At 67.7% G+C, this 23,017-nt stretch carries 18 protein-coding genes and 1 other RNA gene; 13 read left to right on the top strand and 6 right to left on the bottom strand.

The features are described 5' to 3' along the window. The first annotated feature begins 215 nt into the window (after positions 1-215). The gene (locus DI041_RS14535; protein ID WP_248298473.1) at positions 216-3,443 is read left to right on the top strand and encodes an autotransporter family protein; all 3,228 of its coding nucleotides are present in this window, start codon (positions 216-218) and stop codon (positions 3,441-3,443) included. Positions 3,444-3,638: 195 nt separating this feature from the next. Beyond that, positions 3,639-5,678 (top strand): acyltransferase family protein, encoded by a 2,040-nt coding sequence (locus DI041_RS14530; protein WP_136638851.1) that lies wholly within the window; start codon positions 3,639-3,641, stop codon positions 5,676-5,678. A 15-nt stretch (positions 5,679-5,693) separates the two neighbouring features. Here DI041_RS14530 and DI041_RS14525 read toward each other — a convergent pair whose 3' ends face one another. From DI041_RS14525 to DI041_RS14510, 4 genes are all read right to left on the bottom strand, one after another. Beyond that, a complete protein-coding gene (locus DI041_RS14525) occupies positions 5,694-7,079 on the bottom strand; it encodes an FAD-binding oxidoreductase (RefSeq protein WP_136638852.1) in 1,386 nt (461 codons plus the stop codon). Then, positions 7,076-7,720: a metal-dependent hydrolase gene (locus DI041_RS14520; protein ID WP_136638853.1), complete on the bottom strand. Its 645-nt coding sequence runs from the start codon at positions 7,718-7,720 to the stop codon at positions 7,076-7,078. The genes DI041_RS14525 and DI041_RS14520 overlap by 4 nt, the downstream gene beginning before the upstream one ends. Positions 7,721-7,830: 110 nt before the next feature. Beyond that, positions 7,831-8,199, bottom strand: a complete 369-nt coding sequence (locus tag DI041_RS14515) for a YraN family protein (protein ID WP_211195200.1) — start codon at positions 8,197-8,199, stop codon at positions 7,831-7,833. Continuing rightward, positions 8,189-9,910 (bottom strand): penicillin-binding protein activator, encoded by a 1,722-nt coding sequence (locus DI041_RS14510; protein WP_136638855.1) that lies wholly within the window; start codon positions 9,908-9,910, stop codon positions 8,189-8,191. The genes DI041_RS14515 and DI041_RS14510 overlap by 11 nt, the downstream gene beginning before the upstream one ends. An 81-nt stretch (positions 9,911-9,991) precedes the next feature. On the opposite strand from DI041_RS14510, the gene rsmI reads away from it, so the two are divergent. Both rsmI and rnpB read left to right on the top strand, forming a co-directional pair. Beyond that, positions 9,992-10,810, top strand: coding sequence for a 16S rRNA (cytidine(1402)-2'-O)-methyltransferase (gene rsmI, locus DI041_RS14505; protein WP_136638856.1), 819 nt, complete (start codon positions 9,992-9,994; stop codon positions 10,808-10,810). 134 nt (positions 10,811-10,944) lie between these two features. After that, positions 10,945-11,296: RNase P RNA component class A (rnpB, locus tag DI041_RS14500), an RNA gene on the top strand. Between the two features lie 86 nt (positions 11,297-11,382). Here the strand turns inward: rnpB and DI041_RS14495 are convergent. After that, complete coding sequence (locus tag DI041_RS14495; protein ID WP_046982694.1) at positions 11,383-11,862, bottom strand: DM13 domain-containing protein; 480 nt, start codon at positions 11,860-11,862, stop codon at positions 11,383-11,385. Between the two features lie 101 nt (positions 11,863-11,963). Beyond that, positions 11,964-12,740, bottom strand: a complete 777-nt coding sequence (locus DI041_RS14490) for an NRDE family protein (RefSeq protein ID WP_136638858.1) — start codon at positions 12,738-12,740, stop codon at positions 11,964-11,966. Positions 12,741-13,063: 323 nt separating this feature from the next. On the opposite strand from DI041_RS14490, the gene mraZ reads away from it, so the two are divergent. Genes mraZ through murG form a run of 9 tightly spaced genes read left to right on the top strand, consistent with a single transcriptional unit; the run spans position 13,064 to position 22,977 of the window. Further along, positions 13,064-13,510: a division/cell wall cluster transcriptional repressor MraZ gene (mraZ, locus tag DI041_RS14485; protein ID WP_004143635.1), complete on the top strand. Its 447-nt coding sequence runs from the start codon at positions 13,064-13,066 to the stop codon at positions 13,508-13,510. Between the two features lie 14 nt (positions 13,511-13,524). After that, positions 13,525-14,493, top strand: a complete 969-nt coding sequence (gene rsmH / locus DI041_RS14480; protein ID WP_136638860.1) for a 16S rRNA (cytosine(1402)-N(4))-methyltransferase RsmH — start codon at positions 13,525-13,527, stop codon at positions 14,491-14,493. Further along, entirely contained in the window at positions 14,490-14,753 is a 264-nt protein-coding gene (gene ftsL / locus DI041_RS14475) for a cell division protein FtsL (protein ID WP_005412242.1), read from the top strand. The genes rsmH and ftsL overlap by 4 nt, the downstream gene beginning before the upstream one ends. Beyond that, positions 14,750-16,594 carry a peptidoglycan D,D-transpeptidase FtsI family protein gene (locus DI041_RS14470; RefSeq protein ID WP_046982697.1) on the top strand — a complete coding sequence of 615 codons (1,845 nt, stop codon included), beginning with the start codon at positions 14,750-14,752 and terminating at the stop codon, positions 16,592-16,594. Before ftsL ends, DI041_RS14470 begins: the two co-directional genes overlap by 4 nt. Beyond that, positions 16,591-18,099 (top strand): UDP-N-acetylmuramoyl-L-alanyl-D-glutamate--2,6-diaminopimelate ligase, encoded by a 1,509-nt coding sequence (locus tag DI041_RS14465; RefSeq protein ID WP_136638861.1) that lies wholly within the window; start codon positions 16,591-16,593, stop codon positions 18,097-18,099. The genes DI041_RS14470 and DI041_RS14465 overlap by 4 nt, the downstream gene beginning before the upstream one ends. Continuing rightward, complete coding sequence (locus DI041_RS14460; protein ID WP_046982699.1) at positions 18,096-19,490, top strand: UDP-N-acetylmuramoyl-tripeptide--D-alanyl-D-alanine ligase; 1,395 nt, start codon at positions 18,096-18,098, stop codon at positions 19,488-19,490. The genes DI041_RS14465 and DI041_RS14460 overlap by 4 nt, the downstream gene beginning before the upstream one ends. Then, a complete protein-coding gene (mraY, locus tag DI041_RS14455) occupies positions 19,480-20,565 on the top strand; it encodes a phospho-N-acetylmuramoyl-pentapeptide-transferase (RefSeq protein ID WP_004143659.1) in 1,086 nt (361 codons plus the stop codon). The genes DI041_RS14460 and mraY overlap by 11 nt, the downstream gene beginning before the upstream one ends. A gap of 1 nt (position 20,566) precedes the next feature. Then, complete coding sequence (ftsW, locus tag DI041_RS14450; protein WP_004143661.1) at positions 20,567-21,892, top strand: putative lipid II flippase FtsW; 1,326 nt, start codon at positions 20,567-20,569, stop codon at positions 21,890-21,892. Further along, positions 21,889-22,977: an undecaprenyldiphospho-muramoylpentapeptide beta-N-acetylglucosaminyltransferase gene (gene murG, locus DI041_RS14445; protein WP_136638862.1), complete on the top strand. Its 1,089-nt coding sequence runs from the start codon at positions 21,889-21,891 to the stop codon at positions 22,975-22,977. Before ftsW ends, murG begins: the two co-directional genes overlap by 4 nt. The last annotated feature ends 40 nt before the right edge of the window (positions 22,978-23,017 follow it).

Genomic DNA, 23,017 nt, shown 5'->3' with positions numbered 1-23,017 from the left:
TTCATGTCTTGATCGGCACGAATTCTGGGCGGGACGCTGGCTTCAGCCCATGCAATTTGTTGTAAAGGCCGGATCAGGCTGCCGATCGGGTTGGCCACTGTTCATCGCAGGCGACGCGGGCCCGAGCAGCTGCGGTGCAACAGATTTGCAAGCTATTCGATGGGCGCAGTTGCGACGCGTTTCTAAGGTGGGGCCCTTCCATTGGAGCCACCTGCATGCGTCCCACGCTTCCCCGCCGCCACCTGCTTGCCATGGCGCTCTCCACCACGCTGGTTCCGTCTGTCGCTATGGCGCAGCAGGTAATCGCTGATGGTGACGAACAGGTTCCGGCGGCAGGCGACTACGCGACTACCGAACCGGTGGAGCCCGGCAATCCGGCGGGTTATGTGTTCCATTCGATCAATGGCGGCACGATTGTTCCCACCGGCGAGGTCAATCTGCGTACCGAAGGCCTGCGCGCTGCCGCTGCACGGGCCGAAGGCGTGGGCAGCAGCATCCAGCTCAACGGTGGTCAGGTTTCGACGACCGGCTATGGTGCAGCAGGTCTGTCAGCATCCGCTGGGGGGCATGTGCAGGCGATCGGCGCGCGCATCGAGACGGCGGGCAGTACCGCACACGGTGCCGAAGCGCTCGCTGGCCGCATCGAACTTGAGCGCGCGGAGATCGTGACCCGTGGCGGGCTGTCGCATGGCGTAGCCGTACGCGGCGGAGAAGCGCAGGTCCGCGACAGCACCATCGCCGTCCATGGCAGCGGATCCCACGGCGTGGAGATTGCTGGCGGGACCCTCCAGGCAGAGCGCGTCCACATCGAGGTAGGTGGTAGCGGGCACGGGCTCTGGGCCGAAGGCAGCAGCGACGTCAGGCTGAGCTCGGTGCGGATCGATGGCACTGGCGCGGGTGCATCGGGCGTGCTGGTGGGTCTGGGCAGCAACGTGGTGCTGGAGAACGTGGATATCCATCTCACCCACGAACGTTCGGGTGCGGGTCTTCTGGTGGTGGGAGAGCTTGAGATGCACGGTGGCAGCGTACATGCGCGCGGTGGCAATGCCAGTGCCGTCAGCTTCGCCACCGGTGGTGGCGGGGTGCTGCGGCTGGTGGGCGTGGAGCTGTCCGGTCACCACGGCATCCATATGACCGAAGGCGCTGACCTGACCCTGCAGGACAGTCACCTCGACAGCGTTTCGACCGGCATCAACATGAACCAGCGCGATGCCGTGGCGCGGGTGGTTGGTTCATCGGTCACCACCCGCAGCGGCGTGGGCATTCTGGTGCACGACGGTGATCTGACAGTCGAGGGTTCGACCATCACCTCTGACGGCACCTACTGGCAGGCGATTTCGGTGCTGGGCGGTACCGCCGAGGTTACCGCCAGCCGACTGCGAACCCTCGGCCAGAATGGTCACGGTCTGTATGCTGAAGGCGCCGCTGGGCCCGACCCGCTGGTTACGGCCAACAGCACCGATATTCTTACCGAAGGCCCCGGCGCCATCGGCGCCATCGCGCGCCTGGGTGGTACCGTGCACTTGGCCGACAGCGTGGTGCGCACCACCGGCGTCAACTCGCACGGCGTGTTGTCCGGTGGAGCCGGCGAGATGACGCTGACCAACACCCACGTTCGCACCGAAGGCGAAGGCGCGTGGGCCGCGGTGATCAATGACAACGGCCGCATGCGTATCGACGGCGGCTCGCTGGTCAGTGCACAGCATGGCGGTGTGTGGCTGCGCAGCAGCCGTGACGCGGGCCTGACCCTGTCCAACGGCACGCGGGTATCCGGTGGCAACGGCATCGGCCTGGCACTGGATGCGGCGGTGGCCGGGCGCTTCGACGTGGTGCTGGAAGGGCATTCGCAGATGGTGGGCGACATCGTCACCACGCCCGAGGACGAGGACGCCGGGCTGGTGCCGCAGTCGGACGTGCACGTGCGCCTGGCCGATGGTTCACTGTGGCAGGGTTCGTCCAATCTTGTGCAGACGATGGCGATCGAAAGCGGTAGCCAGTGGACGCTGGCCGGTGACGCCACGTTGGGTGAACTGCAGGTGCTCAACAGCGGGCTGGCGTTGTCCGACGGCAGCGGCCGCTTCAACACGCTCACCGTAGACGGCGACCTGCACAGCGAAGGTGCGTCCTTCCTGTTCCAGGGCGCACTGGCGGGCGATGACAGCGCGATCGATCGCCTGCATGTGCGGGGGGATACCTCGGGTGATGCAAGCATCGTGGTCAACAACATCGGCGGAGTGGGCGCACCTACGGTGGACGGCATCCAGCTGATCGAAGTGGACGGTGCATCACTGGCGCGCTACGCGCTGGCCGGACGCGCGGTGGGAGGTTCGTACGAGTACTTCCTGTTCCAGGGCGGACTTGCCGATCCTTCCGATGGCAACTGGTACCTGCGCTCGGAATGGTTCGATGTGTGCCAGGACGATCCGGCGGCGCCGGGCTGTGCGGTGGATCCGGGCCCGGGCCCGGACCCGGGTGAGGGCGGGGACGGTGGCGAGGGCGTGGGGCCGGTGGACCCGATCCGGCCGCCGCCGGTGCTGCGCCCCGAGGCTGGCGCCTATCTGGCCAACCAGTCGGCGGCCATCAACATGTTTGCCCGCCGCATGCATGAGCGCACCGGCGCCATCGGCAGCGAGCGCACTGCGTGGGCGCGCGTAGGTCGCAGCAATGCAGATTTCACTGCGGTGGGTGGTCAGCTGTCGGTGGACGGCAATACGTCGGTACTGCAGATCGGCAGTGATCTGTTGCGTCGGGGCAGCGCTGCCTTCGGGGTGATGCTGGGTAGCGGCCGTGCCGACAACCGCGTCGTTTCGGATCTGACCGGCTACACCGCTACCGGCCGCGTGCGTGGCACTGCGCTGGGTGTTTATGGTACCTGGTTGCAGGATGCCGAGGGCACTCACGGCGCCTATGTGGATGCGAACGTGCAGTACGGTCGTTTCGACAACCGGGTGCGGGGCGTGGGCCTGGAGCCGGAGCAGTACGATTCGCGCACGACCAGCGCGTCGCTGGAGGCGGGTTACACCTTCAGCGTCTGGCAGGGGGCGTCGAGCCAGCTGTACCTGCAGCCGCAGCTGCAACTGTCGTACGCGGAGTTCCGCGCCGATCGTCATGTGGAGCACAACGGCACGGTGATCGATCGCGCCGATGCCGGTGGCCTGAACGGACGCGTGGGCGTGCGCGTGTTCGGTGGCGGCACCGCGGCGGGCAGTGTGGTGCAGCCCTACCTGGGCGTGAACTGGCTGCGTGGCAGCGGCACCAGCGCGTTGCAGTTCAACGGTGACACGCTGGGCGCGGATGTGCCGCGCAACCGCTACGAAGTGCAGGCCGGTGCCGAGCTGAAGCTGGGACAGCGCTGGGGTGCATGGGGCGGCGTGGGCGTGCAGCGCGGCGACCATGCTTACCGCAACGTGGGCGGCCAGGTGGGCCTGCGCATGGCCTGGTAAGCGGGCGTGCAGCGGGGGTCGGATCCCATTGCCACGGCAATGGGCTCTGATCCCTGGCTGCTGCTGTAGAGCCGAGCCTACGCTCGGCTCATCGCGATCTGAACGAAGAGCAGCCGAGCATGGCTCGGCTCTACAACTGCGGCGAGCAGGGACGGGACATGAACGATGTCCGCGTCTGTCGCGATTGTCCATTGAATGACTGCGCAAGCGCTGGCCATGCTGCCCGATCGCTCGCTGACGGTCGCCCGCATGCCTCACCCCGAACGCTCCCACAACGCTGCCATCGATGGCCTGCGTGCACTGGCCGTGCTGGCCGTCATCGTCTTCCATGCGAATGCGGCGTGGCTGCCCGGTGGTTTCACCGGCGTGGACCTGTTCTTCGTGGTCTCCGGCTTCGTGATCAGCCAGTCGCTGGCATCGCGTGCAGGCGCGCCACTGGGCGCGCTGCTGCTCGATTTCTACCGGCGCCGCGTGCTGCGCCTGTTGCCGGCGTTGCTGGTGATGCTGATGGCCACCTTCGTGCTGTCGGCGCTGTTCATTCCCCGCGCCTGGCGCAACGAGCAGTTCGACCAGACCGGTTGGGCGGCGCTGGTGGGTTTCAGCAACGTGGTACTGGCCGGCCAGCAGGATGACTACTTCTCGCCCGGCGCCGAACTCAATCCGTTCCTGCACACCTGGACACTGGGCGTGGAGGAGCAGTTCTACCTGGTGTTCCCGCTGCTGTTCTTCGTCTGGTTGCGCGGCCGCGACCGCTGGCCGTGGTCGCGTGTGCTGTTGCCGGCGCTCACGGTGCTGTCGCTGGCGTGGGCGGCCTGGCAGGCGCAAGCCGCCCCGGCGGCGGCGTTCTACCTGCTGCCGTCGCGGTTCTGGGAACTGGCGGCCGGTGCGCTGTTGTACCAGTGGATGAGCGCGCGCGGTCCCGGCAAGCGCGAGGATGCGCTCGCACTGCCCGGCCTGGCGCTGCTGCTGGCGGGCGTACTTGTCGCGCCGCAACTGGCGATGCCGGTGCCGGGTGTGCTGGCGACAGTGGTCGGTACTCTGCTGCTGTTGGCGGCGGTAGCGGGGCATGGCCAATCGCGGGTCGGCCGCGCCCTGGGCTGGGCACCGCTGTCGTACCTGGGGCGCCTGTCGTACTCGCTGTACCTGTGGCATTGGCCACTGCTGGTGCTGCTGCGCTGGACCTACGGGCTGCAGGGCGCTGCGCTGTGGCTGTACCCGGTGCTGCTGCTGGCCGTGTCGGCCGCTTCCTACCATTACGTCGAACGTCCGCTGCGCAGCGCCCTGCCGCTGTTGCGGCTGGCGCCGGCGAAGGTGCTGGCGATGGCGCTGCCGGTGGTGGCGCTGTGCGGCGCCGGTGCCTGGGCGATGGTGGAGTACCACGAGCAGATCTCGCTCAGCGTCACACGTGATGGCTACGCATGGCAGGCGCGTCGCTACCCGGCGTGGCGACCGCTGGAGCCGGTGGGCGCACCGGCGCTTGAAGGGCGACGCCTGTTTGTTGTGGGCGACTCGCATGCGGCGGCCTACCGCACGATGACCAGCATGGTCGCGCGGCAGACCGGAATGGAGATCCGCCAGGAGGATCGCGGCGGCTGCAGCTTCGTCAATCTGCTGCGGGCCAGCCCGGCCGACTGCCAGGACTTCATCGAGGACAGCCTGTCGGCCATCGAACGCGACGCGCGCCCTGGTGACATCGTGTTGCTGGCGGTGCTGCGCATGCCGGAGCTGCGAGGGTTCGATTGGCAGCACAAGGATGAGCAGGACGTCTACCGGCAATTGCTGGCCGAACGCACGCCCGCGCATGCGCAGGCGGCACGTGATGAAGCCGAGCGTGTGCTGGGCCGCCTGCAGCGGTTGGGCGTGCACATGGTCATCGATGCACCGCTGCCGCTGTTCAAGACCGGGGCCTATCGCTGCTCGGACTGGTTCAACCGTAGCAATCCGGCGTGCGCCGGTGGCCTGAGCATGTCGCGCGCGGATCTGCAGAGGCTGCGTGCACCGCAGATGGCACTGCTGGCCGAGCTGGCCGCACGCTACCCGTCACTGACCGTGTGGGATCCGCTGCCGCTGCTGTGCGGGCTGGATACCTGCTCGGCCGTGCAGGACGGTGAACCGCTGTTCTTCGACAACGATCACCTGAGCGGCCATGGCAACCGCGTGCTGTTGCCCAGCTTCCGGCAGTTGCTGATTGATCTTGCCGGCGACGGCGCTACCGGCGCACTTCCACCGTCGTGATTCCCTCGTGATTCCCTATGCCGGCGGCAGCACCTTGCCCGGGTTGAGGATGCCATCCGGGTCCAGCGCGGCCTTGATCGCGCGCATCGCCGCCAGCGTTTCCGTGGTGAACGCCTTTGCCATGAAATCACGCTTGGCCAGGCCGATGCCGTGTTCGCCCGACAGCGTGCCACCCAGCGCCAGCGTCAGCTCGAAGATCTTCGGCAGCGCCGCATGCGCGCGTGCGTTCTCGTCGGCATCGTCCGGGTGGTAGAGGATGTTGACGTGCAGGTTGCCGTTGCCGGCATGGCCGAAGGTGACGATGGTCAGCGTGTACTCGTGGGCCAGGGCCTGCACGCCGGCCACCAGCTCCGGAATGCGCGACACCGGCACCACCACATCCTCATTGATCTTGCCCGGCGCGACGCTGCGCAGAGCGGGTGACAGCGCTTTGCGCGCCGCCCACAGCTGGTCGCGCGCGCGGCCTTCCATCGCTACATCCAGTTCGATCATGCCGTCGCCTTCGGCGGCGTTGGCCAGTGCCTGCAGCAGGTAGGGCAGGGTGTCGTGGTCACCATCGGCCTCGACCAACAGCATCGCGCCAGCGTCGGGTACGTCGGCACCGTTGAGGCGCAACAGCTCCAGGCTGCGTGCGTCCATGAATTCCAAGCGCGTGGGAACGACCGGCTGCGACATCAGCCGCGACACGGCAGCGGCGGCGGCATCGGCATCGCGGTACAGCACGCGCAGGCCAGCCTGGCTGACCGGCAACGGGGTCAGCTTCAGCGTGGCTTCCACGATCAGCGCCAGCGTGCCTTCACTGCCCACCAGCAGGTGGGTCAGGTCGTAACCGGTGGCGTCCTTGGTGTAGGCGCCACCGCAGCGGATTACCTCGCCGGTACCGGTCACCGCCACCAGGCCCAGCACGTTGTCGCGGCTGGTGCCGTACTTCACCGCGCGCGGGCCGCCGGCATTGCACGCCAGGTTGCCGCCGATGCTGCAGATCTCGGCGCTGGAAGGATCGGGTGCCCAGAACAGGCCGTGCGGTGCCAGTGCCTGCTGCAGCGTTCCGTTGAGCACGCCCGGCTGCACCGCCGCGCAGCGGTCACCGGCGCGGATCTCGAGGATGCGGTCCATGCGGGTGAACGACAGCACGATGCTGCCGGGCACTGGCACAGCGGCGCCGGTGGTGCCGGTACCCGCACCGCGCGCGACCAAGGCCACGCCATGCACGCGGCAGGCACGCACCAGCGCCTGTACCTGTTCGATGTCTGCCGGCAGTGCCACCGCAGCCGGGCGCTGGTGGCGCCACGAGTTGTCCTGCGCGTTCGCCTCCAGTGCGCCGTCATCCATGCGCCAGCCTTCCGCGCCCAGCAGGGCGGACAGTTCGGCAACCAGTGCAGCGGGTAGTGCGGTACTCATGACGGATCTCGTGGGGCAGCGGGGGCGGGGTGAATCAGTTTCCAGGCAACGACGGCGCCGGCCAGAGGCAGCCACACCCAGCGCAGTTCCGACAGCAGGGTGGCCAGGCCGCGCGCGCTGAAGAACTGCGGGGCAAACGGTGAAACGCGGATCGGCCGCCACGGTGCGAAGAAGCGGTGTTCGCTCCAAGGCCAGGCCAGGGCAACGCCAAGGCCGCCGGAGGTCAACGCATCCAGCAGCGGATGGCTGGCGGCGCAGACGAACACGAACACCGCGGCTTGTACGGTCGATGCCACCGTTGGTCGCGCTTTGGTAGGTGCCAACCTTGGTTGGCACGAAACCGCCGACCAAGGTCGGCGGCTACCGGAGCTGCGGGGTGCCGACCAAGGTCGGCCGCTACCAAGGTTCAGCAATAACGCCGCCAATATGGCCAGCGCGCAGGCAAACAGCAACGAATGGCTGGCCCCGCGATGGCCGAACGCATCGGCATAGGGAATGTGCAGTGCAAAGGCCAGTACATCGGCATCGGGCAGCATTGCCGCGACCACACCGGCCGCCAGCAGTCGCGGCGGGATGCGGCCACGATCAGCGGCGCACCACAGCGCCAGCGGCACGGCTGCGTGGGTGATGATCGAAGGCATCAGTCACGCACCGTGGTAGTGCCGGCCAGGCTGCGCTCTGGTAGGTGCCAACCTTGGTTGGCACAGAAGCGCCGACCAAGGTCGGCCTCTACCAGAGCGGACGGTACCCATCAGCAGTCATCCAGCCGGAATGCATCACGCAGCCACCGCAGCTGCGGCGGCTCGCCCGTGGCCTCAACCACATCAAAACGGCAGGGCGCATTGGCCAGCGCCGGGTTGTCCTGCAGGTACAGCTGCGCGGCATGCGCCAGGCGCCGGCACTTGCGCGCATCCACCGAAGCGGCGCCGCCACCGAAATCCGATCGCGCGCGGTAGCGCACTTCCACGAAGACCACGGTGCCGGCGTCATCCATCACCAGATCCAGTTCACCGCCGCGGTAACGCACGTTGCGCGCACGCGGCCGCAACCCAGCCTGCTGCAGATGCTGCTCGGCGGCGGCTTCCACCGCCGAGCCACGTTGGCTGCGCTCAGCGACCACCGACGATCGGCATCGGCCGGCCGCCATTGAAGGTGGACCACGCCGGTTGGCGCAGGATGTTGCCGTTGCTGTCCAGGAACAGGGTACCGGTGGCACCGTCCAGGCCGCCTTCGTTGGACAGCTTGTCCAGGTAGGCGGTGATCTTCCAGGCATCGGCACCGAAGGCGAACAGGCGGCCAGCCGCACCGCGCGCGCTCGGCAGGGTGCTGGCCACCTGGCTGGCCGAAGGCAGGCCGGACACGCTGCGTACGTTCCAGGCTTCGTTCGGGTAGACGATGCCGTCCAGCGCCACGTCTTCTTCCACCTTGCCGCTGCCGACCGTCAACTGCGAGGTGCCGACGCGGGTGGCGCCACCGGCACCGGCCAGCGCCAGCTGCGGCGCCAGCAGGCGGGCCTGCGGCGCGCGCACGGCAAGGAACACGGCGTCGACCTGGCCGGCATTGCGCACCTGCGCGCCGACATCACCGACGGCATCGCTGACGTTGAAGGTCGCCACGACCTGGCCGCCGCGCTGGGCAAAACGCTGTGCGAAGGCAGCGGCGGAACGGCGGCCGGTATCGTCATTGCTGCTGATCACCAGTGCGCGGTTGCGTTCGCGGCCACGCAGGTACTCGGCGGCGACGATGCCGTCGTCTTCCGGTGCCAGCGAGAAACCGGCGCTGCCGGCCGGCGGCGCATCCTTGCCACGGTTCAGTGCCAGCACCGGTACCTGCAGCTGCTGGCGGCCATACACCGCGTCCACCTCGTCGCGGCCCAGCGGACCGACCACGAAGTCGACACCGGAGGCGACGGCCTTGTCATACGCGGCCAGCGCACCGGCCGCGGTACCGGCGGTGTCGATGAAATTGATCTCCGGGCGACGGCGGGTCTCGCCGTAGTAAGCGGCCAGCAGGCCATCACGTACCGGCTGCGCGGCGGTGGCCAGGCGACCACTGAGCGGCAGCAGCACCGCCAGTTTGGCCGGCGGACGGTAGCCGTCGCTCATCGCCGGCGGGCGCTTGCTGGTATCGAACTGGGCGGCGCCATCGCGGTCGAACGGGCGCGGCAGCGGCAGGCCACGCGCGATCAGCGCGCGGCCGGCGAAGTTGTACAGCGGATCGTTGGCCGGCAGTGCGGCGGCACGGCTGCGCAGGGTGGCATCGTCGAGGGTGCCGAGCAGGCCGGAGATTGCAGCCTGGTTCTCGCTGCGCGCGCTGCCGGTCAGGCTGGCATGGGCGCGGGCCCGCTCGTTGGCGGCACCGAAGGCATCGCCGGTGCCCAGCAGGGCCTGGGCGCGGGCCAGCAGCCAGCGCGTGCGCAGGCCGACCGCAACGCTGTCGGCATGGTCCTTCAGCAGTGCCAGTGCCTGCGCCGGTTGCTTGTCGGCCAGCGCCAGCTCGGCGCCGGTCAACTGGTAGCGCTGCAGGCTGGCGCCGGTCAGCTGGCGGGCGGTGAGCTGGCCCAGCAGGCTGCGCGCGCGGGCGCTGTCGCCGGCCAGGTTCCAGGCCCAGGCCGCGTCGGCCAGCGCGTTGCTGCGGGCACCGCCGCGCAGGGTTGCAGCCAGGGCTTCCAGCTGCAGTGCGGCGTCGCGCGGCTTGCCCTGTTCGATCAGCGCCAGCGCCTGGCTCTGGGCCGGCGATTCGGGTGCACTGGTCAGGCTGGTGGTGGCACAGCCGGCCAGCAGCATCAGCGACAACGACAGGGCGGAGATCCGTGCGGCGGGCTTGTTCATGATCGGGTCCATGCGATGAGGGCAGCGGCCTTGGCCGGGTACACGCTACGATTCTACCCTTGCCCCGTGAGTACCGCTGAAATGAGTGTCCCAACCCTGTACGTCGTCGCCACCCCGATCGGCAACCTGGCCGATCTGAGCCCGCGCGCGCAGGAGGTGTTGCGTTCGGTGGCGGCCATCTGTGCCGAAGACACCCGCCGCAGCGGCCAGCTGCTGTCCCATTTTGGCATCCAGCAGCCGTTGGTAGCCCTGCATGAACACAATGAGGAAGCCTTGGCCCAGCGCCTGGTCTCGCGCCTTCAGGCCGGCGAGTCGCTGGCGCTGGTCAGTGATGCGGGTACGCCGCTGGTCAGTGATCCGGGTTTCCGCCTGGTGCGTGCCGCGCGGGCGGCAGGCATCAAGGTCAGCCCGATTCCCGGTGCCTGCGCCGCCATCGCCGCGCTGAGCGTGGCCGGCCTGCCCAGCGACCGTTTCAGCTTCGAGGGCTTCCTGCCGGCCAAGGCCAGCGGACGCCGCGACCGCCTGCAGGCGCTGGCCGGTGAAGTGCGCACGATGGTGTTCTACGAATCCTCGCACCGCATCACCGAGTCGCTGGCCGACATGGCGGCGATCTTTGGCGGCGAGCGCCCGGCCGTGCTCGCGCGCGAGCTGACCAAGCTGTTCGAGACCGTGCTGGATGGCAACCTGGCGGGGCTGCTGGCGCAGGTGGAAGCCGACGAGAACCAGCGCAAGGGCGAGTTCGTGGTGATGGTGCAGGGCGCCGGCGACGATGAGGAAGCGCAGCTGGCGCATGGCCGTCGCGTGTACGCCAAGCTGAGCGAGCACCTGCCGCCGTCGACCGCGGCCAAGCTGGCGGCCGAATTGACCGGCGCACCGCGCAAGGCGTTGTACGGCAGCTGATGGATCGTGCGGACCAAGGTCCGCACCCACCAGAGCAGCGGAACCGGTAGATCTACGCCCCGCGTGGATGGATGAACCGCACGCCGCGATCAGCACGGCAGGAAGGGCGTGCGTAGGCTAGAATGTGCGCTGGCGGAGCCGGCCAGACAGTCGCGTCATCCCTTCGGGGGTGCCGAGGAAAGTCCGGGCTCCATAGGGCAAGGTGCCAGGTAACGCCTGGGCGGCGCAAGCCGACGGAAAGTGCAACAGAAAGATACCGCCTACGTCTTCTTCGGAAGGCCGGTAAGGGTGAAATGGTGCGGTAAGAGCGCACCGCGAGTCTGGCAACAGACCGGCACGGCAAACCCCACCTGGAGCAAGACCAAATAGGGATCCTTTGGCGCGGCCCGCGTTGGATCCGGGTAGGTTGCTTGAGCGTTGCGGTGACGTAACGCCTAGAGGAATGACTGTCCACGACAGAACCCGGCTTATCGGCCGGCTCCGCCTCCTTCTTCATCCACGCATGGCGTGGATCTACCGTGATTGCGGGGTCGGAGCCCTTTCCGGAGGAAAGGGCTCTGACCCCACGGTGCTCAGCCCGGCGTACGGTACTGCCCGGCGGAAATGAACTGCGAGAAACGCTCGCACCACACCACCACCGTGGTGTAGTCGTCCACGTCCACGTTGTCGGGCACGTCCACCAGGAAACGGCTGAAGGTTTTCACCTCGCCGATGCGCTGGGCCTGTGCCTTGATCTTCAGGAAGTCGGCCTTGTTGTCGACGAAGTCGCGAACCAGGTAGACCTTGTAATCCGGGCCCGGTCCCATCTTGCCGTCGAAGGCGACCTGGCGCGGGCTGACGCTGACCTTGCCTTCGGCCCAATGCACTGCATCGCTGCCCTTGAGGTCGCGACGGAAGGTGGTGTGGTAGGTGGCGTCACCCATGACCGCCTGCACCTGCGCCGCCGGCGGGTCGTCAGGGGCGATCAGGATCGGCAGGAGGTAGATGCCCAGGCCAAAGCCCAGGCCGAGGGTGAGCAGGTGGGTGACGACAAGTACGAGAACACGGCGCATCAATGACTCCCTGTGGATCGGTGAGGCGCGCGGCAGGACCGCGCCAGATCATCGTGTGGCGTGCGTGCAGACATTTATAGACACAGAAAACAGGTACAGGGTCAGAAATCGACCTGGCTCTGGCCCAGGGCGACGCCCTGCGGGCCAAAGCGACGTTCGTGGATCTGCCCATGCCCGTTGGCGTCGATCAGCAGCACGGTGCTGGCGCGGGTGCCGTAGTCGTCGCCGCGGATGAAGGCCGGGCTCAGCCAGCGCTCGCGCTCCAGGCCGATGCCGGTGTCGGGAAGGTCGCTGTCGGCGGGGCGGTGCTCGTCAGCCAGGGCATCCCAGAGCGGGGTCAGATCCCTTTCCCCCTGGGAAAGGGATCTGACCCCGTCTTCCTGCAGCCATGCTTCAAGGGCGTCCATCAGCCGTCGGGTCTTCGGCCACGGCGCGTCCAGCGCGCCGTTGGACATGCCATGCACGCCCGGGCCCAGGCGCTGCCGTTCGGCGGGGTGGTTGCCCAGGTACTCCAGGCTGTCGCCATCGGCCAGCAGGAGGTTGAACGGGGCGTAGGCGCCGGCCACGGTCGCCAGCCGGTCGATATGCACGGCGGCGGCATCACGGCCACGCAGGAAGTCGGCCACCAGTGCGCCACGCGAGGGGCCGGTCTGTGCGGCCAGCGGATCGCGCACGTTGGTGACCACCGCCATCCGGCCCTTGGCGCCGACCCCGGCCCAGCCACCACCGGAGCGCAGGTCGCGTCCGCCGATGACGGAGGTCTCATCTTGCCAGGGGGCCAGCGCCGCCGTGGGACGGGCGTGGAACTCATCACGGTTGCCGGTCATCACCAGCCGCCAGCGCGGGTGGTGCATCCAGCCAAGAGCGAGCAGGCACATGGCCTCATTGTGCACGGTTTGCGCAGTCTGGCGCCGCTTCCGGCTCGTTTTGGATGAATGCGCGGCCAATGTTTCACGCGCTGTCTACAGCCCTGAACTTCCGTTCAATCTCAAAAATTGAGACGGATCAGCAACTTGTGGATAAGCCTTGAACAATTCTCTAAAGGTTGTTGCAAGCCATTGATGCGGCTGGCGATTTCCCCGCTGAAAAGTTGTTGACAACCTTCGGGCCGCTGCTAAGGTGGGCATCAGAGGGAAATCCGGGTGTTTTGTGGGTTTTCGTGGTTCAATGTTTCACCGGGCGAAGGATAGGTGCACGCGTCGTGTTCCAGGGCGAGACGGCCATCACAGTTGACGATAAAGGGCGCATGGCGGTTCCCACCGCTTACCGCGACCTCGTCGCGCGCGCCAGCAACAACCGTCTCGTGCTGACCTACAACCCGTTCGAAGCCGGCTGCCTGTGGCTGTACGCAGAGTCGGAATGGGAGCGGGTCCGCGACGATGTGATGTCCAAACCCAACACCCAGCGCGTCGTGCGCCTGTTGCAGCAGAAGCTGGTCGGCTCGGCCGCCCATCTGGAGCTGGACGGCAACGGTCGCATCAGCATCCCCGCCAGCCACCGCGGTGCGGTGGGCATTGAGAAGAAGGCGGTACTGCTCGGTATGGGCGACAAGTTCGAATTGTGGAGCGAGCAGGCGCATCGGGCCCTGATCCAGCAGACGTTGTCTGACGAGGATCTGGGTGATGGGTTGCTCGACCTGAAGTTGTGAGCCGGGGTGCCCGGATGCGCCCAGAAGCGCAGGCCGGTCACCTTCCGGTGTCGCAGTCGCCGGCGGTGCATCTGCCGGTCCTGTACACCCAGGTCCTTGAAGGCCTGAGGGTGATCGAAAACGGACGTTATCTGGATGGCACGTTCGGTCGTGGCGGTCATGCACGTGGCGTGCTCACCCTGCTCGGTCCCGAGGGGCGCCTGCTGGTCATGGACAAGGATCCGGAAGCCATCGCCGTTGCCGAGCGTGATTTCGCGCCGGACCCGCGCGTGTCCATCTTCCGTGGCAGCTTCGCCCAGCTGCTGCAGTGGGATGCGACGGCCGAAGGCCTGGACGGCGTGCTGTTCGACCTTGGCGTGTCGTCGCCGCAGCTGGACGTGGCCGAACGTGGTTTCAGCTTCGGCAAGGACGGCCCGCTGGACATGCGCATGGACCCGGACAGCGGTGAAAGCGCCGCGCAGTGGATCAACCGCGTCGAAGACCGTGAGATTGCCGACGTGCTGTGGACCTACGGCGAAGAGCGCCAGAGCCGCCGTATCGCCCGTGCCATCGTGGCGCGTCGCGAGAAGCAGCCGTTCACCCGTACCGCAGAACTGGCCGAGCTGATCGCCTCGGTGATGCCGCGTGGCAAGGACAAGATCCATCCGGCCACGCGCAGCTTCCAGGCCATCCGCATCCACATCAACCGCGAGCTGGCCGATCTGGAAGCCGGCCTCGATGCGGCGGTGGAGCGGCTCAAGCCCGGTGGTCGCCTGGCGGTGATCAGCTTCCACTCGCTGGAAGACCGCATCGTCAAGCAGTACATGAACCGCCTGGCCAAGGCACCGCCGGCCAACCGCCGCTTGCCCGAGGCGGAGGTGTTCGTACCGACCCTGGATCTGATCGGCGGTGCCATCAAGGCCACCGACGAAGAACTGGCGGCCAACCCGCGTGCCCGCAGCGCCGTGCTGCGCCTGGCCCAGAAGCGGGAGGCCGATGCATGAGCCGGCTGCTGCTGATCATCCTGTTGGCCTCGACCGTGGCCTCGGCGATCGGCGTCGTGTTCGTGCGTCACCGTCACCGGCAGACGTTCATCGAGCTGTCGCGCGCCGAGCGCAAGCGCGATGACATCAATCTGGAATTCGGCCGCCTGCAGCTGGAGCAGGCAACGCTGGCTGAAGCCAACCGTGTCGATCGCATCGCCCGCGAGAAGCTCGGCATGAAGTTCCCAGAGGCCGCCGACATCGTGGTGGTGCGCCCATGAGCAAGACCGGTCGCAACCGCCCGCGCAACGCCTTCAACCTGCGCCAGCGCCTGCGCTGGGTTGCCCTGGCGCTTGGCCTGTGCTCGGTGTCGCTGGTGGGCCGTGCGGCCTACGTGCAGATCATCAACAGCGATTTCTACCAGCGCCAGGGCGAGGCCCGCTACCTGCGCGAGCTGCCGATCAAGACCTCGCGCGGCATGATCACCGACCGCAACGGCGAGCCGTTGGCGGTGTCGACCCCGGTCGCCTCGATCTGGGTCAATCCGCAGGACCTGCTGCGTTCGCCCGAGCGCATTCCCGAGCTGGCGCAGGCAGTCGGCATGTCGGTGGATGAGCTGAGCAGTCGCCTGTCTCAGAAGTCGGACAAGGAATTCATGTACCTGCGTCGCCGGATCAATCCGGACGAGGCAGAGAAGGTGGTCGCGCTGAAGATTCCGGGCGTGGCCGCGCAGCGCGAGTTCCGTCGCTTCTACCCGCAGGGTGAGGCGATGGCACACGTGCTGGGCTTCACCAACATCGACGACCGCGGCCAGGAAGGCCTGGAACTTGCGTTCGACGAATGGCTGCGTGGAAAGGCCGGCGCCAAGCGGGTGATCCGCAACCGCAAGGGCGAGACCGTCGAAAGCGATCTGCTGCGCGCCGCCGAACCGGGCAAGGACCTGACCCTCAGCATCGACCGCCGCATCCAGTACCTGGCGTTCAAGGAACTGCGCAACGCACTGGTGGCCAACAAGGCGGCCGGCGGTTCGATGGTGATCATGGACGTGACCACCGGCGAGATCCTGGCGATGGTCAACCTGCCGACCTACAACCCGAATTCGGTGGGCGGCGCGGCCCCGGATACCCGCCGCAACCGCGCGGTGACCGACCTGGTCGAGCCGGGTTCGACGATGAAGCCGCTGACCATCGCCACCGCGCTGCAGTCCGGCGCGGTGACCAAGGACACCATCATCGACACCAACCCGGGCTACATGACTCTGGGTCGCTTCACCATCCGCGACGTGCCGCGCAACAACGGCGTGCTGAACGTGACCGGCGTGATCACCCGCAGTTCGAACGTGGGCGCGGCCAAGGTGGCGGCGAAGATGCCGGACCAGGTGTTCTACGACGGCGTGCGCCGTTTCGGCTACGGCTCGGTGCCGCACAGCGGCTTCCCGGGTGAGTCCGGCGGCGTGGTGCTGCGCCCGGCGCGCTGGTCGGGCACCACCAAAACCACCATGTCCTACGGCTATGGCCTGAACGTGACGCCGCTGCAGATCGCCACTGCCTACTCTGCGCTGGCCAACGGCGGCAAGTTGATCGCGCCGACCTTCGTCAAGGGCCAGCGCAACGAAGGCCAGCAGATCATCGACGAGAACGTCGCCAAGCAGGTGGTGGCGATGATGGAAACCGTGGTCACCCAGGGCGGCGCCAAGCAGGCGGCGGTGCTGGGCTACCGCGTGGCCGGCAAGACCGGTACCGCGCGCAAGGCCGGCCCCGGCGGTTACGAGCGCGGCCACTACAACGCGCTGTTCGCCGGCGTGGTGCCGGCCACCAATCCGCGTTTTGCCACCGTCATCGTCATCAACGACCCGCAGGCCGGCAAGTTCTACGGTGGCCTGGTGTCGGCGCCGGTCTACCACAACGTGATGGAAGGCACCCTGCGCCTGATGGACGTGCCGCTGGACGACCTGCAGTCGTGGCTGGCCGCACAGCAGTCCGGCAAGGTCGGCCATTCGGCCTCGATCCTGCCGGCGCCACCGGCCGAGGCCGCGCTGCCGGTCGATGCCGCCGCTGAATTCGATGCTGCGCTGCCCAGCGCGCATGCCCAGACGCCGCCCGCTACGGGAGGCACGCAATGAGTCCTTCGATGTTGCTTTCGCAGTTGCTTCCGGACGTTGCTCTTGCAGGGCACGACCCCGTTCTGACCGGCCTGGTGCTGGACAGCCGCGCCGTGCGGCCCGGCAATGCCTTCGTCGCCATCGCCGGTTTCGGCGCGCATGGCCTGGGGTTTGTCGAGCAGGCCCGTGCGGCCGGCGCCGGCGCCATCCTGTTCGAGCCGCCGGCACCTGCCGAGCTGCCGGCACCGGCCGATGCGATCGCGGTGCCTGGCCTGCGCGCACGCATGGGCGCGATGGCCGACCAGTTCCATGGCGCACCGTCGCGGGCAATGGCGATGGTGGGCGTGACCGGCACCAACGGCAAGACTTCCACCGTGCAGCTGCTGGCCCAGGCCTGGCACCTGCTCGGAACGCCCAGTGGCAGTATCGGCACGCTGGGCGCCGGACTTTATGGTGCGGTTGAACCGACCGGTTTCACCACGCCGCTGGTGCTGCAGATGCATGCGCTGCTGGCGCAGCTGCGCGACGCCGGCGCGCGCGCTGTGGCGATGGAAGTCAGCTCGCACGCGCTGGACCAGGGCCGCGTGGATGCGGTGCACTACGACGTGGCGGTGTTCACCAACCTCACCCGCGATCACCTGGACTACCACGGCGACATGGCCAGCTACGGTGCGGCCAAGGCGCGCCTGTTCCATCGTCCGGGCCTGAAGGCCGCGGTGATCAACCTGGACGATGCGTTCGGTCGCCAGCTGTTCGCCGGCCTGCCGGCGGGCGTGCAGCCGATCGGCCTGAGCTCGCGCGGTGCCACCGACGCCAGCGTGCGCGCCGAAGCGCTGCAGCTGGACGGCCGTGGCATCGCCTTCGAACTGGTCATCGACGGCCAGCGCGCGGCAGTGCAGTCGCCGCTGCTGGGCCGCTTCAACGTGGACAACCTGCTGGCCGTGGCCGGCACCCTGCATGCGCAGGGCCAGCCGCTTGCGCGCATTGCCGAGGTGCTGTCGGCGCTGCAGCCGATCCGCGGCCGCATGAACCGCCTCGGTGGCGAAGAGGGCCTGCCGACCGTGGTGGTGGATTACGCGCACACCCCGGATGCACTGGAACAGGCGCTGGACAGCCTGCACGGCCACCTGCAGGGCACGCTGTTCTGCGTGTTCGGCTGCGGTGGTGAGCGCGATACCGGCAAGCGTCCGCAGATGGCCGCGATTGCCGAGCGCTTGGCCAACCAGGTCATCGTCACCGACGACAACCCGCGTGGCGAAGATGGCGACGTGATCGTGGCCGACATCCTGGCCGGCTTCACCGATGCCTCCGCCGTGACCGTGCAGCGCAGCCGCGCGCGCGCGATCGGCCTGGCGGTGAAGCGCGCCAATGCAGGCGACATCATCCTGATCGCCGGCAAGGGCCACGAGCCGTACCAGGAAGTGAATGGCGTGCGCCATGACTTCGATGACACCGAAGTGGCTGCCGCTGCGTTGGCCGCCAAGGTCGGCGTGCTGAGATCGCAGGCCGGGGAGGGCATCGCATGAAGCGCACCCTGCTTTCGCTGATCGCACACTGGGCCGGCGGCGAGATCCACGGCGACGACGTGGCCATCGACGCGATCAGCAACGACACCCGCAGCCTCGGCCCGGGCAGCCTGTACGTGGCGCTGCGTGGCGAGCGTTTCGACGGCCATGACTTCGCCGCCGACGCACTGGCACGCGGTGCCAGCGCGCTGCTGGTCGAGCGCCTGCTGCCGATCGAACTGCCGCAGGTGCTGGTGGCCGACAGCGAGCTGGCGCTGGCGAAGATCGCCACCGGCATGCAGCGTGACCGTGATACCGAGGTGTTCGCGATCACCGGCAGCAACGGCAAGACCAGCGTGAAGAGCCTGCTGCTGGCAATTCTCCAGCAGGTGGCCCGCCACGCGCACAAGGTGGTCTACGCCAATCCGGGCAACCGCAACAACGAAATCGGCCTGCCGCTGGCAGTGATTGATGCACCGGAAGATGCTGACTACGCGGTCTACGAGATGGGTGCCGGCAAGCCGGGTGACATCGCCTACCTGACCGACATCGCCCGTCCGCGCTATGCGCTGGTCAACAACATCGCCCCGGCGCACCTGGAGCGGATGGGCAGCCTGCTCGGCGTCGCCGTCACCAAGGGCGCGATCTACGCCGCGCTGCCGGCTGACGGCGTGGCCGTGATCAACGTCGACGATGCCTACGGTCGCTGGTTCGAACAGCACTTCGTCGGTACCCCGGCGCGCTGCAGTGTGCTGCGCTATGGGCTGGAACATACCGCCGATGTCACTGCGCGTGATATCCGCGCCGGTGCGCAGGGCAGCCAGTTCACCCTGGTGTCGCCGATGGGCGAAGCCCGCGTGGTGCTGGGTCTGCCGGGCCGCCACAACGTCAGCAACGCGCTGGCCGCGGCCAGCCTGGCACTGGCCGCCGGTATCGAGCTGGCGCTGGTTGCAGCTGGCCTGGCCGATGCGCAGCCGGTGCCCGGCCGCCAGATTGCCCATCAGCTGCGCAACGGTGCGGTGCTGGTGGACGACAGCTACAACGCCAACCCGGGTTCGCTGGCTGCGGCCATCGATGCCCTGGCTGCTGCTCCGGAAGAAGGCTGGCTGGTGCTTGGCGACATGCGCGAGCTGGGCCCGGATGCCGAAGCGCTGCATGCGCAGGCCGGCCTGCGCGCCCGCGCGGCTGGCCTGAAGCGCCTGTATGCGCTGGGTCCGCTCAGCGCCGCTGCCGCCACCGCCTTCGGCGAAGGCGGCCGTCATTTCGCCACCCATGACGCGCTGTCGCAGGCGCTGAAGGACGAGCTGCACGCTGGCGTGCGCTGCCTGGTCAAGGGTTCCCGTGGCAGCGCCATGGACACGATTGTCAAAGCGCTGCTGGCGCAAGGAGAGGAATCCCCGCATGTTGTATGAACTGGCTCGATGGTTGCAGCAGTTGGAGAGCCTGTTCGGGCTGTTCAACTACCAGACGTTCCGCGCCATCCTTGCCGCGTTGACGGCCCTGTTCCTGTCGCTGTGGCTCGGCCCGGCGATGATCCGCAAGCTTGCCCAGTTCAAGGGCGGCCAGCCGATCCGCAAGGACGGTCCGCAGACCCATTTCTCCAAGGCCGGTACGCCGACCATGGGAGGTTCGCTGATCCTGCTCACCATCACCCTGTCGGTGCTGATGTGGGCCGACCTGCGCAACCGTTACGTGTGGCTGGTGCTGGCGGTCATGCTCTGCTTCGGCGCCATCGGCTGGTACGACGACTGGATCAAGATCGTCCGCCGCGATCCGAACGGCCTGAAGTCGCGCTGGAAGTACCTGCTGCAGTCGATCTTCGGCCTGGCTGCGGGCCTGTTCCTGTTCTATACGGCCGATGTGCCGGCCGCACTGACCTTCTACATCCCGATGTTCAAGTCGGTGGCGCTGCCGCTGGCCGGCATCGGCTTCGTGACCATCGCCTACTTCTGGATCGTTGGCTTCTCCAATGCGGTGAACCTGACCGACGGCCTGGACGGCCTGGCGATCATGCCGACGGTGCTGGTGGCCTGCGCGCTGGGCGTGTTCGCCTATGCCTCGGGCAACGTGGTGTTTGCCAACTACCTGCAGATCCCGCAGATCCCGGGCGCCGGCGAGCTGGTCATCATCTGTGCGGCCATCGCCGGCGCAGGCCTGGGCTTCCTCTGGTTCAACACCTACCCGGCCATGGTCTTCATGGGCGACATCGGCGCGCTGGCGCTGGGCGCCGTGCTGGGCACGATCGCGGTGATCACCCGCCAGGAGCTGGTGCTGGTGATCATGGGCGGTGTGTTCGTCATCGAAACGCTGTCGGTGATGATCCAGGTCGCCTCGTTCAAGCTGACCGGCAAGCGCGTGTTCCGCATGGCGCCGATCCATCACCACTTCGAACTGAAGGGCTGGCCCGAGCCGCGCGTGATCGTGCGCTTCTGGATCATCTCCGTCGTGCTCGTGCTGATTGGCCTGGCCACGTTGAAGGTGCGCTGAGATGAACGACCTGTCCCGCCAGGCAACACGCCTTGAAGCCATCGAAGGCAGCTACGACAAGTGGCTGCTGGGCGCGATCATCGCGCTCACGGGCATCGGCGTGGTGATGGTGGCGTCCAGCTCGATCGCTTTGATGAGCAGCCCGTTCTACTACCTCAACCGCCACCTGATCTTCCTGGCGGTGGGCATCGTGCTGGCGGTCGTTGCCGCCCGCACCGAGCTGAAGTCCATCGAGCAGTACAACCAGATGCTGCTGCTGGGCTGCTTCGTGCTGCTGCTGGCGGTGTTCGCGCCGGGCCTGGGCAGCACCGTCAACGGTGCGCGCCGCTGGATCAACCTGGGCATCTCCAAGTTCCAGACGGTGGAAGCGGTGAAGGTGCTCTACATCGTCTGGCTGTCCAGCTACCTGGTGCGCTTCCGCGACGAGGTCAACGCGACCTGGCCGGCGATGCTCAAGCCGCTGGGCGTGGCCGGTGCGCTGGTGCTGTTGCTGCTGCTGCAGCCGGACTTCGGTTCGTCCACCCTGCTGCTGGCGATCACCGCCGGCATGCTGGTGCTGGGCGGGGTGAACATGCCGCGCATGTCGATGCCGGTGATCATCGGCCTGGTCGGCATGAGCGCGCTGGCGATCATCGAGCCTTACCGCATGCGCCGCATCACCTCCTTCCTGGACCCGTGGGCCGACCAGCAGGGCGACGGCTACCAGCTGTCCAACGCGCTGATGGCGGTGGGCCGCGGCGAGTGGACCGGCGTTGGCCTGGGCAACTCGGTGCAGAAGCTGTACTACCTGCCGGAAGCACATACCGACTTCATCTTCTCGGTCACCGCTGAGGAGTTCGGCTTCCTCGGCACCTGCGTGATCGTGGCGCTGTACGCGCTGCTGGTCGGCCGCACCTTCTGGCTGGGCATGCGCTGCGTGGAAATGAAGCGCCACTTCTCCGGCTACATCGCCTTCGGCATCGGCCTGTGGATCAGCATGCAGACCTTCGTCTCGATCGGCGTGAACCTGGGCATCCTGCCGACCAAGGGCCTGACCCTGCCGCTGATCTCCTCCGGTGGTTCGTCGGTGCTGATGACCTGCGTGGCGATGGGCCTGCTGCTGCGCGTGTCCTATGAACTCAAGCGTGCCGAGCGTCGCCAGGCCGTGCGTATCGGCGGTGGCGACGAGGCCGTGGCCGATGCACCCGTGGACGCGCCGGCCGCACCGGCTGCGGCCAGCGTGCCGATGAGCGCCGAACCGGTGGCCGCCGCTGCCGGGCCGGCCGCCGCACGTGGCACCAGCCGCCTGCAGTCGCGCATCGAACCGACCTTCGGGAGGCTGTCATGAGCGCAGCCACCAACACTGCACGGCCGGTGATGATCCTGGCCGGTGGCACCGGCGGTCACATCTTCCCCGGCCTGGCCGTGGCCCGCGTGCTGCGCGAGCGTGGCGTGCCCGTCGCCTGGATGGGCGCCGATGGTGCGATGGAAACCCGTCTGGTGCCGCAGCACGACATTCCGATCGACACCCTGGCCATCACCGGCCTGCGCGGCAAGGGCAAACTGGCCCTGCTTGGTGCACCGTGGCGGTTGATGCGCGCGCTGCGCGCCGCCGGCATGATCATCCGCAAGCGCCAGCCTCGCGCGGTGGTCGCCTTCGGTGGCTTTGCCTCCGGGCCGGGCGGCATGGCCACGCGCCTGCATGGGCTGCCGTTGATCGTGCATGAGCAGAACCGTGCGCCGGGCCTGACCAACCGCATCCTGTCGCGTTATGCGCGCCGCCTGCTGACCGGTTTCCCGGGCACCTTCGCCAAGCGCGAGGAGTTCGTCGGCAACCCGGTGCGTGCCGAAATCGCCGCCATCGCACCGCCGGAACAGCGCTTCGCCGACCGTCATGGCCCGCTGCGCGTGCTGGTGGTCGGTGGCAGCCAGGGCGCGCGTGCACTCAACAACGGCGTGCCGCAGGCGATCGCCGCGCTGGGCGCCGGGGTGCCGCTGCAGGTGCGCCACCAGAGTGGCGAGAAGATGCATGCCGAAGCGGTCGAGGCGTATGCCAAGGCCGGCGTGCAGGCTGACATCACCCCGTTCATTGCCGACATGGCCGAGGCCTTTGCCTGGGCCGACCTGGTGGTGTGCCGCGCGGGCGCTTCGACGCTGGCCGAGCTGTGCGCGGTGGGTGTCGGTAGCGTGCTGGTGCCATTCCCCGCTGCCGTCGACGATCACCAGACCCGCAATGCGGAGTACCTGGTCGAGCGCGGCGCGGCGGTTTTGCTGAAGCAGGACGGAACGCTGGCTGACGGCATTGCCGCACTGCTGCGTGATCTGTCCGAAAATCCCGCCCGCCGCATGCAGATGGCGCAAGCCGCGCGTGCTCTGGCAAAGGTCGATGCCGCCGAGCGCATCGCCGATATCATTCTTGAGGAAGCTGTATGAAGAAGGCATGCCACCGCGCCTGCCCTGCGCGAGGCCGCGC

Origin of the sequence: Stenotrophomonas maltophilia (genome assembly GCF_004920835.1) — a bacterium.
Classification (GTDB): Bacteria; Pseudomonadota; Gammaproteobacteria; order Xanthomonadales; family Xanthomonadaceae; genus Stenotrophomonas; species Stenotrophomonas maltophilia_AQ.
The sequence above is the reverse complement of the archived record's forward strand: the minus strand, read 5'-3'. Positions and strand labels throughout refer to the sequence as shown.

Excerpts from the sequence above, each read along its gene's own strand:
- ftsL (WP_005412242.1), top strand. The coding sequence starts at position 14,490 with ATGAGCCGGCTGCTGCTGATCATCCTGTTGGCCTCGACCGTGGCCTCG.
- ftsW (WP_004143661.1), top strand. The coding sequence starts at position 20,567 with ATGAACGACCTGTCCCGCCAGGCAACACGCCTTGAAGCCATCGAAGGC.
- DI041_RS14495 (WP_046982694.1), bottom strand. The coding sequence starts at position 11,862 with ATGCGCCGTGTTCTCGTACTTGTCGTCACCCACCTGCTCACCCTCGGC.
- DI041_RS14530 (WP_136638851.1), top strand. The coding sequence starts at position 3,639 with ATGACTGCGCAAGCGCTGGCCATGCTGCCCGATCGCTCGCTGACGGTC.
- DI041_RS14490 (WP_136638858.1), bottom strand. The coding sequence starts at position 12,740 with ATGTGCCTGCTCGCTCTTGGCTGGATGCACCACCCGCGCTGGCGGCTG.
- DI041_RS14470 (WP_046982697.1), top strand. The coding sequence starts at position 14,750 with ATGAGCAAGACCGGTCGCAACCGCCCGCGCAACGCCTTCAACCTGCGC.
- rsmI (WP_136638856.1), top strand. The coding sequence starts at position 9,992 with ATGAGTGTCCCAACCCTGTACGTCGTCGCCACCCCGATCGGCAACCTG.
- DI041_RS14525 (WP_136638852.1), bottom strand. The coding sequence starts at position 7,079 with ATGAGTACCGCACTACCCGCTGCACTGGTTGCCGAACTGTCCGCCCTG.
- DI041_RS14520 (WP_136638853.1), bottom strand. The coding sequence starts at position 7,720 with ATGCCTTCGATCATCACCCACGCAGCCGTGCCGCTGGCGCTGTGGTGC.
- DI041_RS14510 (WP_136638855.1), bottom strand. The coding sequence starts at position 9,910 with ATGAACAAGCCCGCCGCACGGATCTCCGCCCTGTCGTTGTCGCTGATG.
- mraY (WP_004143659.1), top strand. The coding sequence starts at position 19,480 with ATGTTGTATGAACTGGCTCGATGGTTGCAGCAGTTGGAGAGCCTGTTC.
- murG (WP_136638862.1), top strand. The coding sequence starts at position 21,889 with ATGAGCGCAGCCACCAACACTGCACGGCCGGTGATGATCCTGGCCGGT.
- DI041_RS14465 (WP_136638861.1), top strand. The coding sequence starts at position 16,591 with ATGAGTCCTTCGATGTTGCTTTCGCAGTTGCTTCCGGACGTTGCTCTT.
- DI041_RS14535 (WP_248298473.1), top strand. The coding sequence starts at position 216 with ATGCGTCCCACGCTTCCCCGCCGCCACCTGCTTGCCATGGCGCTCTCC.
- DI041_RS14460 (WP_046982699.1), top strand. The coding sequence starts at position 18,096 with ATGAAGCGCACCCTGCTTTCGCTGATCGCACACTGGGCCGGCGGCGAG.
- rsmH (WP_136638860.1), top strand. The coding sequence starts at position 13,525 with ATGCGCCCAGAAGCGCAGGCCGGTCACCTTCCGGTGTCGCAGTCGCCG.